This is a genomic window from Streptomyces spongiicola (assembly GCF_003122365.1).
Classification (GTDB): Bacteria; Actinomycetota; Actinomycetes; order Streptomycetales; family Streptomycetaceae; genus Streptomyces; species Streptomyces spongiicola.
The window spans coordinates 1915422-1927661 of record NZ_CP029254.1 but is presented as its reverse complement, the minus strand read 5'-3'; the positions used below and the strand labels follow the sequence as shown (position 1 = coordinate 1927661).

The following is a 12240-nucleotide window of genomic DNA, read 5'->3' as shown; positions in this document are numbered from 1 at the left end:
ACTCGCCATGCGCGCCCAGTTCGTACTGTCGGAGATCGGCGTCGGTCTCCGCCGCAACCTGACGATGACCTTCGCCGTGATCGTCTCCGTCGCCCTGTCGCTCGCCCTCTTCGGTGGCGCCCTGCTCATGCGTGAACAGGTCAGCGCCATGAAGGACTTCTGGTACGACAAGGTCAACGTCTCCCTCTACCTCTGCAACAAGAACGACGCGCAGACGGGCGGGCAGTGCTCGAAGGGTGCCGTCACCGCCGAGCAGCGGGAGCAGATCCGGTCCGACCTCGAGGACATGGCCATCGTCGAGAAGGTCCACCACGAGACCGCCGACGAGGCCTACAAGCACTACCGCGAGCAGTACAGCGACACCGCCATCGCCACGGTCATCACGCCCGACCAGATGCCGGAGTCGTTCCGGGTCAAGCTGAAGGACCCGGAGAAGTACAAGGTGGTGGCGACCGCGTTCGCCGGACGGGACGGGGTCCAGTCCGTCCAGGACCAGCGCAGCATCCTGGAGAACCTCTTCAACATGATGCGCGGCATGAACGTCGCCGCCCTCTTCGTCATGGGGCTGATGCTGGTCATCGCGCTGATGCTGATCGTCAACACCGTGCGGGTGTCGGCGTTCAGCCGGCGGCGCGAGACGGGGATCATGCGGCTCGTGGGAGCGTCCAGCTTCTACATCCAGATGCCGTTCATCATGGAGGCCGCCTTCGCCGGTCTGCTCGGCGGCCTGGTCGCCTGTGTGATGCTGCTGGTCGGCCGGTACTTCCTCATCGACGGCGGGCTGGCGCTCTCCGAGAAGATGCCGCTGGTCAACTTCATCGGCTGGGACGCGGTGATAGCGGTACTGCCGCTCGTCCTGGTGATCGGGCTGCTGATGCCCTCCATGGCTGCCTTCATCGCGTTGCGCAAGTACCTGAAGGTGTGACGAGCGCCCCGGGCGCCGTACGGGTCAACGGCCCTGCGGCGCCCTTCGCTTGTCCTAGAGTGGGCGCCATGTTGGGCCCTGGATCACCGAAGGTGCCCCGTGGCCTGCGCCACGGGGTGGTCCTGACACTGGTGTTCGCGAGCGCCCTCGCCACCGGTTCCGCGACGGGCCTGATGCCCCGTGCCGAGGACGAGCCGCCGGAACCGCGGGTGCGGGCCGCCGCCGACACGGTCGACCGCGACGAGATCGCACGCGCCGCCGCCGAGGCCGCCGCGGACGGCAAGTCCGGCGCCAAGGCCGCGGAGGAGGTCGTCAGCCGCAGCGGGGACCGCTGGGGCGCCGTGTACGACAAGGGCGAGTACGAGGAGTTCGCGCGCGCCCTCGACGGTTCCTACACCGGCGTCGGGCTGTGGGCCAGGCGCGGTGCCGACGGCCGGGTCGAGGTCGCCCGCCTCCAGCGCGGCGGTCCGGCCGACCGGGCCGGCGTCCGCGTGGGCGACCAGCTGCGCACGGTCGACGGCGCCCGGATAGACGGGCGGCCGGTCAGCGAGGTCGTCCGGCTGCTGCGCGGTGACGGCGGGGGTGCCGGTCCGGGTTCGTCCGTGGTGCTGGGGCTCCAGCGCGGCGACCTCGCCTGGAGCCGGACGGTGCGGCGGGCCCGCCTCGCCACCGAGGCCGTCACCGTCAGGACGCTTGAGGACCGGGCCGTGATGATCAAGGTCGCGGCCTTCACCAAGGGCGCCGGGGAGCGGGTGCGGCAGGCGGTGGAGTCGGCCCCCGAGGGCGCCGGTGTCCTGCTGGACCTGCGGGGCAACAGCGGCGGGCTGGTCTCCGAGGCCGTCACGGCGGCGTCCGCCTTCCTCGACGGCGGGCTGGTCGCCACCTACGACGTGCGCGGTGAGCAGAAGGCCCTCTACGCCAGGCCGGGCGGGGACACCGGCCGGCCCGTCGTGGCGCTGGTGGACGGGGGCACGATGAGCGCGGCCGAATTGGTCACCGGCGCCCTGAAGGACCGGGGGCGCGCCGTCACCGTCGGTGCCCGTACCTTCGGGAAGGGATCGGTGCAGATGCCCGAGCAGCTGCCCGACGGGTCCGTCGCGGAACTCACCGTGGGCCACTACCGCACTCCGGCCGGTCACGACGTGGACGGCCGGGGCATCGTCCCGGACCTGGCCGTGAACGAGCGTGCCGAGGAGCGGGCGCAGACGGTATTGAGTGGCCTCGGGGCCGGGTCGTAGTGCGAAAATGGCCGCACTATGGCTAAGGAAAAAGGGCGCAAGCTGATCGCGCAGAACAAGAAGGCGCGGCACGACTACCACATCCTCGACACCTACGAGTGCGGTCTCGTGCTGATGGGTACCGAGGTGAAGTCGCTGCGCCAGGGGCGGGCCTCGCTGGCGGACGGGTTCGTCCACATCGACGGCCACGAGGCGTGGCTGCACAACGTGCATGTGCCGGAGTACAGCCAGGGCACCTGGACCAACCACAGCGCCCGGCGGAAGCGGAAGCTGCTGCTGCACCGGGCGGAGATCGACAAGCTGGAGTCCAAGTCCCAGGAGACGGGCCACACCATCGTGCCGCTGGCCCTGTACTTCAAGGACGGCCGGGCCAAGGTCGAGATCGCCCTGGCGAAGGGCAAGAAGGAGTACGACAAGCGGCAGACCCTGCGGGAGAAGCAGGACCGCCGGGAGGCCGACCGGGCGATGTCGGCGGCGCGGCGGCGGCAGCGGGCCTGAGCCGGACGCGTGCGCCTGACCGTCTCGTGCCCCCTGGCCGGACCCGACCGGACCAGGCCGGACCATGCCCGACCAGGCCGGACCAGGCCGCCGAGACGCCGGCCGGGCGCGGGCGCCGCGCATCTGCCGGGCCGGGACCGACGGCGCCACCGGCCCCGGGCGCGCCGCGCCGCCGGTCCACAGCGCCGGACCGCAGCGCCGGTCCGCAGCGCCGGTCCGCAGCGCCGGTCCGCAGCGCCGGTCCGGGCCGGATGCGCGGAATACGCTGGCACGTTCGCGCGTTGGTCACGTACGATGGCTCCTGCCCTCCCCGAGAGGGCAGGCATTGAAAAATCAACATGGGGATGATCGGTTTCGACAGCGGATGTCGAAGCAGGGGAAGCGTGTCGAGGAAGCGGCAATGATCTCGTAAACCATATGTCGCAACCAATAATCGCCAACACCAAGCGCGATTCCTTCGCCCTCGCTGCCTGAGTAGCGACTCGCGAAGTGTCAGCCCGGGGGCGTTCCCGACCCGGATCCTGGCATCAGCCAGGGAACTCCACCTCTAGACCCGGTCACGGGGTGTAGAGGGACAACAAGCAGTGACTGAGCCCGTCGGAGACTTGTCCGCGTGATCTCCGGGGCTGAGAAAATCGCAGCGGACTGCACACGGAGAAGCCCTGGTTCCGCACCGTTGGACGCGGGTTCGATTCCCGCCATCTCCACTCATCCCATGTGAGCAAAGACCCTCTGACCTGCGAGAACTTCGCCAGGGCAGGGGGTCTTCCGCATGCCGTGGGGCAGAGCGAGTCAGCCGGGACCGGGCTCGGCTCCGGTGCACCGGCCGCGCCGGGTCAGGTAACGCACTTGGCGAGCGTTTCGACGACGCGGCGGATGCCGGGGACCCCGGCGACCTCGGTGTCGGTGGTGACGAGCGGGCAGCCCGGCTCCTCGGCGAGGGCGATGCGGAGCGCGTCGCCGACGAAAGAAGGGTGGCCGGCCCGTGACCGGGAGCGGGTTCGTATCCCCGTCTCCCGCCGTCTCCGCCGTCTCCCGCGGTCTCCCGCGGTCTCCCGCGGTCTCCCGCGGTCTCCCGCGGTCTCCCGCCGTCTCCACCGGTGGACGCTCCGGGGGTCCGCCCCGGCACCGCACCCCCTGCGGCCGAAACCCGGTCGTCAGGACGCCCGGGTCCTCGTGGTGCCCGCCGGCAGCAGCGTCAGCGTCAGCGCCAGCGCGGCGGCCGTCACCGGGATGGCGTAGCCGTGGGCGGCGCCCGCCAGCTCCACCGTCCAGCCGCCCGCCGCCGAACCGGCCGCGATCCCGCCGAGCAGCGCGGTCACGGCCAGCGTCATGCCCTCGTTCAGCCGCCCCTCGGGGGTGAGGCTCTGGATCGCGCCCATCCCCGTCACCATGGTCGGCGCCGTCGCCATCCCGGCGACCAGCAGTGCGCCCGCCAGCGCGGGCAGCGAGCCCGTGCCGGCCGCGGCGAGCAGGGGCAGCGCCATCAGGGCCGTCATCGCCGCCAGGCAGGTCCGCAGCCGGGCCGTGCGGCGGACCCGGCCGTACGCGAGGCCCGCCAGACACGAGCCGGCGGCCGTGAGGGCCAGCACCGCACCCGCCGCCGGGCCGTCCACGAAGGCGATCGTGACGACCTCCGTCGAGCCGAAGACGGCTCCCGTGGCGAGGAAGACGGCGAGCATCGGGACCATGCCCGGCGTGCGCAGCGGGGAGCCGGGCTTCGCGGACCGGCCGGACGCCGGCGGCTCGGTGGAGCGCTGGGCCGCGAACAGGAGCACGCCGGTCAGCAGCAGTCCCGCGCCGACCAGGGTCCCCGCCTCCGGGAAGAGTCCCGCGCAGAGCCAGGCGGCGAGCACCGGCCCGAGCATGAAGCACAGTTCGTCGGCGGCCTGCTCGAAGGAGTTCGCGGTGTGCCGGGCGGCCGGGTCGTCCCTGAGCAGATGTGCCCAGCGGGCCCGGGACATCCCGCCCGTGTTGGGTGTCGTGGCAGTCGCGGCGTAGGCGGCGAACAGCGTCCAGTCGGGAGCCCCGCAGTGGACGCACAGCGCCAGGGCGAGCTGGCCGAGTACGGCCAGCGCGGCGGCCGGGACGGCGACGCGGGCCTGACCGTGGCGGTCGACGAGCCGTGCGGTCCAGGGGGCCACGAGCGCCGTGGCGGCCAGGCCGGTCGCCGCGACGGCGCCGGCGAGGGCGTAGGACCCGCGCTCCCCGGCGATCATGATCACGGCGCTGACGCCGAACATGCCCATCGGCAGCCGGGCGAGGAGGTTCCCGGCGGTGAAGGCCCGTGCCCCCGGGACGGCGAAGAGCCGGCCGTACGGGCCGGGTGGGCCGGAGCGCCCGGGCTCCGGACTCGTGGCCGCCAGGACCAGCGTCCCTCCGGACGTGGTCATCCGTGGCGGGTGCGCGGAGCCGGACGTCCTCGGTGGGCGTGCGGACGGGGTGATCCGGGTCCGGGTCCCGGGCGTGGTGGTCCGTGACGGGTTCCCCGAGACGGTCGTCCGGGGTGCGTTCGGCTGCGGCATGGGACAAGGCTCGCCGCGGGGTCCGGCGGAGGTCCAACACCCGTTCGGAGCCCATTGACGCACCGCTGTTGTAAGTTCTGGGGGTGCCCCGTGACCTCGAACCACGCCTGCTCCGCGCCTTCCTCGCCGTCGCGGCCGAACTGCACTTCACCCGGGCCGCCGCCCGGCTGTACGTCGCCCAGCAGGCCCTCAGCCGCGACATCCGGCGGCTGGAGCGGGAACTGGGGTCCGAACTGTTCGTGCGCACCACCCGGCAGGTGCGGCTCACCGCCGACGGTGAGCGGCTGCTGCCGTACGCGCGGCGGGTGCTGGACGCCCAGGAGGCGCTGGCCACCGCCTTCACCGACACGGCACGGCCGCTGCTCGTCGACGTGGGCGCCCCGGTGGGTACGGCCTACCGGGTCCTCGGCGAGGCCCGCCGGGCCGCCCCCGGCCTGGAGTTCGTGGCCCGCTACCTCAGCGGTCTCACCGGCGCAGCCGCGGAGATCGCCGCCGGTCGGCTCGACGTCTCCTTCGGCAGGATCGCCGGGATCGACGCGGCGCTGCGCTCCGGACTGGCCCATCAGCCGGTGCGGTACGAGCGGATGGCCGTACTGCTCGGCGACGGGCATCCGCTCGCGGCGCTCGGCGAGGTACCGCTCGACGCCCTGGCCGGGGAGACCCTCTACACGGGCGCGGGCAACGCGGCCACCGCCGAGTGGACGGACCTCGCCGCCCGGCTCCTCGCCGGGCGCGGCATCCGCACGGCCGCTCCCTTCCCCGAGATAGCCGGGCAGGACGAGTTCGTCCGGGTGGTGCGCAAGCACGGCTGGTCGGTGCTGGCGAGCACCGAGTTCCTCGCCGTGCCGGGCATGGTCGTCCGGCCGCTCGCCGGCCCCGTGCCGCTGTCGCCCGTCTCGCTGGTCTGGCGGCGCGGTCTGAGCCACCCCGGCCTCGGCGTCCTCGGTTCCGCGGCGGCCGGACTGGCCGCCGCGGAGGGCTGGCTCGACCTGCCGCCGGGCGGCTGGCTGCCGGACGAGGACCGGGCCGCTATGGCACGGAACACCTGACTCCGCGTCCCGGGGCGCACCGGTCGTGCGCTACATTCATGGTCCGGGTGCAACGTGGTAGAGGTGCTCGGCCCGGGTTTAGGGGGCCCGGCCCGACGGCAGGCGACCGGTTCCGCCGGCGCTCCCACCTCTCCGTTCAGTGGGGGAAGAGCGTACAACAGTGGGAAACAGGCCAGAGAAGTCCCGAATAGGGCACACCCATGACCCCAACGAGGTCACGATCCAGATCGACAGTGCGGAGTTCAGAAGACTCCAGGCTGCCCGGACGACCCCCGAGCCCCCTCCCCAGGAAGACGCCGACGGGCCGGTGTTCGTCGACGAGAGCGGCCGCCGCAGCAGGAAGTTCCGCCGCATCGGATGGGTACTCGCGCTCGCCTGCGCGGGCTACGCCGTGACCCTCGTGGTCGCACTCATCGGCGGCAACTCCAACGCCCCGTCACTCCTCATACCCGGTCAGACGGACGACAAGGCGGACACCGCCGAGGAGACCCCCGGGCCCTCCGAGGCCCCGACCGCCCCCGCCGCCGCCGAGGTCGACCCCGGCGTCCCCTCGCCCTCCGGCAGCACCACCGCCGTGCGGTCGCAGCCCGCCGAGTCCGCCGGCGAGCCGGTCGGCGACCGGAGCAGCAGCCCGGCCGGCGACTCCGGAACCGGCACCGCCACCCCCGGCGGCGCCGACGGCACCGGCGGTGCCACGACCGCCCCCCAGCCGACCCCGTCCACGGCGCCGGGCGGCGCCGGAGGCGGCGGCGACACGGCAGGCGGGGAACAGCCGACGGACCCGGCCGATCCGGTGCCGACCGAGACCGGTACGGAGGAACCGCCCGGCGAACCCGTGGCCCAGAGCGAGCAACTGGCCGGGGAAGGTGCCCGCTAGTGACCGCCTCCGGCACAAGGGCCGTCAGGCGCCGGAAGAGCACCGGGAGGTCCGCCGTGCGGCGCAGGCTGCCCATGCGCTACCTGCTGCCCTCGCTCCTCCTCGTGGCGCTCCTCGCGATGCTCATGCTGCGCGGCTATGTGCACAGCGAGATCCTCGCCGACCACCGTGTGCGCCCCCCGGTCTCCAACGGCCAGGTGCCCCCGCAGATCCTCGAGGGCGGTCCCGTCATCGACGCCCGCGCCCCGGGCGAGCCCAAGGCGCTCAGCGTCCCCGACAGGAACCTGGTGCTGACCTTCGACGACGGCCCCGACCCGGTGTGGACGCCGAAGGTCCTCGACAGGCTGAGGGAATACGACGCCCACGCGGTGTTCTTCGTGACCGGCACTATGGCCTCCCGCCACCCGGACCTCGTGCAGCGGATGGTCGAGGAGGGCCACGAGATCGGCCTGCACACCTTCAACCATCCCGATCTGGCGCTCCAGACGCAGAGCCGGATCGACTGGGAGCTCTCGCAGAACCAACTGGCGCTCGCGGGCGCCGCCGGCATCCGCACCTCGCTCTTCCGTCCGCCCTACTCGTCCTTCTCGGCCGCCCTCGACGACAAGTCCTGGCCGGTCACCGAGTACATCGGCAGCCGCGGCTACATCACCGCCTTCAACGACACCGACAGCGAGGACTGGAAGCGCCCGGGCGTCGAGGCGATCATCGAGCGCGCCACCCCGAAGGGCACCGCGGGCTCCATCGTGCTGATGCACGACTCCGGTGGCGACCGCTCCCAGACCGTCGCCGCCCTCGACCGCTTCCTGCCCGACATGAAGGACCGCGGCTACCGGTTCGCCAACCTCACCGAGGCCCTCGGCGCACCCAGCGCGCACACCCCCGTCACCGGACCGGACCTGTGGAAGGGCAAGGCCTGGGTGGGCGCCGTCGCCGTCTCCGAGAAGACCACGTCGGCGCTGACCGTCGGGCTCGCCGTGATCGGCGTCCTGGTCTTCCTCCGCTTCGGCCTCATGCTGCTGCTCTCCTTCGGCCACGCCCGCAAGGTGCGCCGCCGCCGCTTCCGCTGGGGTCCGGCCGTCACCGAACCCGTGACGGTGCTGGTCCCCGCGTACAACGAGAAGGAGTGCATCGAGAACACGGTGCGCTCGCTGATGGAGAGCGACCACCCGATCGAGGTCATCGTCGTCGACGACGGCTCCTCGGACGGCACCGCCGACATCGTCGACGACCTGTGGCTGCCCAACGTCCGGGTCGTCCGGCAGGACAACGCGGGCAAGCCGGAGGCCCTGAACAACGGCATCCGCAACGCCCGCCACGACATCATCGTGATGATGGACGGGGACACGGTCTTCGAACCGTCCACCGTCCGCGAACTGGTCCAGCCCTTCGGCGACCCGCGCGTCGGCGCGGTCGCCGGCAACGCCAAGGTCGGCAACCGGGACACCCTGATCGGTGCCTGGCAGCACATCGAGTACGTGATGGGCTTCAACCTGGACCGCCGCATGTACGACGTGCTGCGGTGCATGCCCACGATCCCCGGCGCCGTCGGCGCCTTCCGCCGCGAGGCCCTGGAACGGGTCGGCGGCATGAGCGACGACACCCTCGCCGAGGACACCGACATCACCATGGCCATCCACCGCGACGGCTGGCGCGTGGTGTACGCCGAGCGCGCCCGGGCGTGGACCGAGGCCCCGGAGTCCGTGCAGCAGCTGTGGTCCCAGCGCTACCGCTGGTCCTACGGCACGATGCAGGCGATCTGGAAGCACCGCCGCGCCGTGATCGACAGCGGGCCCTCCGGCCGCTTCGGCCGGGTCGGCCTCCCGCTCGTCTCGCTGTTCATGGTGCTGTTCCCGCTGCTCGCCCCGCTCATCGACGTCTTCCTGCTCTACGGAATCGTCTTCGGCCCCACCCAGAAGACGATCGCCGCCTGGTTCGGCGTCCTCGCCATCCAGGCCGTCTGCGCCGCCTACGCGTTCCGGCTCGACAAGGAGCGCATGGTGCATCTGATCTCCCTGCCGCTCCAGCAGCTCCTGTACCGGCAGCTCATGTACGTCGTGCTGCTCCAGTCCTGGATCACCGCCCTGACCGGCGGCCGGCTGCGCTGGCAGAAGCTGCGGCGCACGGGAGTGGTGGAGGCGCCGGGTTCGATACCGACGCAGCGCCAGGGCAGCGACGAGCGGAGGCCCGTCGGATGACCACCGGCACCAACGGCACCAACGGCACCAACGGCACCAACGGCACCAACGGCACCAACGGCACCAACGGCACCAACGGCACCAACGGCACCAACGGCACCAACGGCACCAACGGCACCAACGGCACCAACGGAACAGCCGGGCCCATCGGCCGCAACGGAACGACCGGCACCACCGGCGCCCCCGCAACGACCGGCACGACCACGCTCGAACCGGCGCGGCATGCCGGGAACCCGGCCCCCGAGGCGCCCGCCGCCGGGCCCGGCGCGGGCCGCGATCTGTACTTCGACCTGCTGCGCGCGCTCGCGCTCTTCCGCGTCGTCCTCTACCACCTGGTCGGCTGGGCGTGGCTGCCGCTCCTCTTCCCGTCCATGGGCGTGATGTTCGCGCTGGCGGGCAACCTGATGGCCCGCTCCCTCAAGCGGCCGGCGGTCCAGGTGATCCGCGGGCGGATGAGGCGGCTGCTGCCCCCGCTGTGGGTGCTCGGCGCCGTCGGCGTGACCGGCATGGTGCTCCAGGGCTGGGGACCCGACGCCGAGGGGCACCCCGGCTGGTGGTGGTTCCACCTGCTGTACTGGATCGTCCCGCTCAGCGACCCGCCGTACGCGGCCGAACTGGCGGGCGTACCCGGGATCCTCGGTGAGTCGTGGGGTGAGAACCTCGCCGGCCCGCTCTGGTACCTGCGGGCCTACCTCTGGTACGTCATGCTGTCGCCGCTGCTGCTGTGGGCGCTGCGCAGGCTTCCGTGGCCGACGCTGGTCGCACCGCTGGCGCTGTCGGCGCTCATCGCCTCCGGCAACATGCCGTGGATCTCCGACCGGGCCAACTCGGCGATCACCGACTTCAGCACCTTCGGAGCCTGCTGGATACTCGGCATGGCGCACCAGGAAGGCGTACTGCGCCGGCTGCCGCGCTACATCGTCCCGTCCGTCGCGCCCGTGATCATGGCCGTGGGGCTGTGGTGGGCGCTGCGCGAGGGCTTCCGCACCGGGCACGACCTCGACAGCATTCCGCTCGCACAGGCCGTCTGGTCGTTCGGCGCGGTGCTGCTGCTGCTCCACATCAGCCCTTCCTGGCGGGAGTGGCCGCCGCGGCTGCGCGCCTGGGCCGGCACCATCACACTGCTCAACTCCCGCGCGGTCACGGTCTACCTGTGGCACAACCTCTGCATCCTCGGCGCCGCGACGATGTGGAACCAGCTGTGGGGTTTCGAGATCATGTGGAAGCACCTGCCCTGGCTGATGGAGAGCTGGGTGCCGGTCCTGCTCTTCACCTGGGCTCTGATCGCCGCGTGCATCATGCTCTTCGGCTGGGCGGAGGACGCCGCGGCCAGGCGCCGCCCCCGGCTCTGGCCGAACGGCAGCGCGCGCCGGAAGGCGCCACGCTTCGGCACGGGGTCCGGCCGGACGCGCTCACACCACGGCTGAGCAGCGGGTGAGAGCAAGGTTCCACGCCGGTCATCTCACACCACGAGGCTGAAACCGGCGCTGCCTACCGTCGGGTCCACTACCCGGAGCAGCAGTGGAGGCACGCCATGGCCGGCAGGTGGATCGAGCAGTGGGACCCGGAGGACCGGACCTTCTGGAAGGAGAAGGGCGAGCGGATCGCCCGGCGGAACCTCTACTTCTCCGTCCTGTCCGAGCACATCGGCTTCTCCATCTGGTCGCTGTGGTCCGTGATGGTCCTGTTCATGGGGCCCGAGTACGGGGTCGACCCGGCCGGCAAGTTCTTCCTGATCGCGACCGCGACCCTGGTCGGGGCCGTGATCAGGGTGCCGTACACCTTCGCCGTCGCCCGCTTCGGCGGCCGGAACTGGACGGTCTTCAGCGCGCTGACGCTGCTGCTGCCGACCGGGGCGGCGTTCGCGGTCATGGAGCCGGGCACGTCGTACGGGACGTTCCTCGCGGTGGCCGCCCTCACCGGCGTCGGCGGCGGCAACTTCGCCTCCTCGATGACCAACATCAACTCCTTCTTCCCGCTGCGGAGGAAGGGCTGGGCGCTCGGGCTGAACGCGGGCGGCGGCAACATCGGCGTCCCCGTGGTGCAGCTCGTCGGGCTGCTGGTCATCGGGCTGGCGGGCGCCGCCCAGCCCAGGATCGTGCTCGGCGTCTACATCCCGCTGATCGTGCTCTCCGCACTGTGCGCCGCCCTGTTCATGGACAACCTGGCGCCCGTCAGGAACGACACCGGAGCCGCGAGGGAGGCGGCCGGGGACCCGCACACCTGGATCATGTCGTTCCTCTACGTCGGGACGTTCGGCTCCTTCATCGGCTACAGCTTCGCCTTCGGCCTCGTGCTCCAGACCCAGTTCGGGCGCACCCCGCTCCAGGCCGCGTCGCTCACCTTCGTCGGGCCGCTGCTCGGCTCCCTCGTCCGGCCCGTCGGCGGCTCGCTCGCGGACCGCTTCGGCGGGGCCAGGATCACGCTGTGGACCTTCGCCGCGATGGCCGCGGCCACCGTCGCCGTCGTCCTCGCCTCCGTGTCCGGGTCGCTGCCGCTGTTCCTGGCCGGCTTCATCGCCCTGTTCGTCCTCAGCGGGCTCGGCAACGGCTCCACGTACAAGATGATCCCCGGCATCTTCCAGGCCAAGGCGCTGGCCCGCGGCATGGCGGGAGAGGCGGCCGAGGCGTACGGGCGCCGGCTGTCCGGGGCGTCGATGGGGCTCATCGGCGCGGTGGGCGCGCTCGGCGGGCTCGCCATCAACCTGGCCTTCCGGCAGTCCTTCCGCACCGCCGGGACGGGCACGGGCGCCTTCGTCGCCTTCCTCGTCTGCTACGCGGTGTGCTGCGCGGTCACCTGGGCGGTATACCTTCGCAGGCCCGCACGCACCGCCGGGCCGGCCGCCACGACCGAGACGAAGCCGCAGCTCAGCTACGCCGAGGTGTGAGCAGGAGTGCCTCGTAACCACGGGGAAACGCAGCCGAACCGGG

At 72.1% G+C, this 12240-nt stretch carries 9 protein-coding genes and 1 other RNA gene; 9 read left to right on the top strand and 1 reads right to left on the bottom strand.

The window, feature by feature from the left end; all coding sequences use genetic code 11:
• Window positions 1-7: 7 nt before the first annotated feature.
• The 4 genes from ftsX (at window position 8) to ssrA (ending at window position 3371) form a co-directional block, all read left to right on the top strand.
• On the top strand, window positions 8-925 hold the full coding sequence (gene ftsX / locus DDQ41_RS08360) for a permease-like cell division protein FtsX (protein ID WP_109293918.1): 918 nt from the start codon (window positions 8-10) through the stop codon (window positions 923-925).
• Between the two features lie 68 nt (window positions 926-993).
• Window positions 994-2163 (top strand): S41 family peptidase, encoded by a 1170-nt coding sequence (locus DDQ41_RS08355; RefSeq protein ID WP_172607603.1) that lies wholly within the window; start codon window positions 994-996, stop codon window positions 2161-2163.
• Window positions 2164-2181: 18 nt separating this feature from the next.
• Entirely contained in the window at window positions 2182-2661 is a 480-nt protein-coding gene (smpB, locus tag DDQ41_RS08350) for an SsrA-binding protein SmpB (RefSeq protein WP_109293916.1), read from the top strand.
• A gap of 340 nt (window positions 2662-3001) precedes the next feature.
• Window positions 3002-3371: a transfer-messenger RNA gene (ssrA, locus tag DDQ41_RS08345) on the top strand.
• Window positions 3372-3818: 447 nt separating this feature from the next.
• On the opposite strand, the gene DDQ41_RS08340 is transcribed toward ssrA, so the two are convergent.
• On the bottom strand, window positions 3819-5054 hold the full coding sequence (locus tag DDQ41_RS08340; RefSeq protein WP_109293915.1) for an MFS transporter: 1236 nt from the start codon (window positions 5052-5054) through the stop codon (window positions 3819-3821).
• A 215-nt stretch (window positions 5055-5269) separates the two neighbouring features.
• Between DDQ41_RS08340 and DDQ41_RS08330 the strand changes: the two genes are divergently transcribed.
• The 5 genes from DDQ41_RS08330 (at window position 5270) to DDQ41_RS08310 (ending at window position 12197) form a co-directional block, all read left to right on the top strand.
• Window positions 5270-6235 carry a LysR family transcriptional regulator gene (locus DDQ41_RS08330; RefSeq protein ID WP_109293913.1) on the top strand — a complete coding sequence of 322 codons (966 nt, stop codon included), beginning with the start codon at window positions 5270-5272 and terminating at the stop codon, window positions 6233-6235.
• 160 nt (window positions 6236-6395) lie between these two features.
• Window positions 6396-7112, top strand: coding sequence for a hypothetical protein (locus DDQ41_RS08325; protein WP_147317680.1), 717 nt, complete (start codon window positions 6396-6398; stop codon window positions 7110-7112).
• Window positions 7113-7186: 74 nt separating this feature from the next.
• Window positions 7187-9310: a bifunctional polysaccharide deacetylase/glycosyltransferase family 2 protein gene (locus tag DDQ41_RS08320; RefSeq protein ID WP_245990997.1), complete on the top strand. Its 2124-nt coding sequence runs from the start codon at window positions 7187-7189 to the stop codon at window positions 9308-9310.
• Window positions 9307-10737 (top strand): acyltransferase family protein, encoded by a 1431-nt coding sequence (locus tag DDQ41_RS08315; protein WP_109293910.1) that lies wholly within the window; start codon window positions 9307-9309, stop codon window positions 10735-10737. The genes DDQ41_RS08320 and DDQ41_RS08315 overlap by 4 nt, the downstream gene beginning before the upstream one ends.
• A 107-nt stretch (window positions 10738-10844) precedes the next feature.
• A complete protein-coding gene (locus DDQ41_RS08310; RefSeq protein WP_109293909.1) occupies window positions 10845-12197 on the top strand; it encodes a nitrate/nitrite transporter in 1353 nt (450 codons plus the stop codon).
• Window positions 12198-12240: the final 43 nt, after the last annotated feature.

Bases quoted from the DNA above. Each gene is read 5' to 3' on its own strand.
- smpB (WP_109293916.1), top strand. From the start codon at position 2,182: ATGGCTAAGGAAAAAGGGCGCAAGCTGATCGCGCAGAACAAGAAGGCG.
- DDQ41_RS08320 (WP_245990997.1), top strand. From the start codon at position 7,187: ATGCGCTACCTGCTGCCCTCGCTCCTCCTCGTGGCGCTCCTCGCGATG.
- DDQ41_RS08355 (WP_172607603.1), top strand. From the start codon at position 994: ATGTTGGGCCCTGGATCACCGAAGGTGCCCCGTGGCCTGCGCCACGGG.
- DDQ41_RS08315 (WP_109293910.1), top strand. From the start codon at position 9,307: ATGACCACCGGCACCAACGGCACCAACGGCACCAACGGCACCAACGGC.
- ftsX (WP_109293918.1), top strand. From the start codon at position 8: ATGCGCGCCCAGTTCGTACTGTCGGAGATCGGCGTCGGTCTCCGCCGC.
- DDQ41_RS08340 (WP_109293915.1), bottom strand. From the start codon at position 5,054: ATGACCACGTCCGGAGGGACGCTGGTCCTGGCGGCCACGAGTCCGGAG.
- DDQ41_RS08310 (WP_109293909.1), top strand. From the start codon at position 10,845: ATGGCCGGCAGGTGGATCGAGCAGTGGGACCCGGAGGACCGGACCTTC.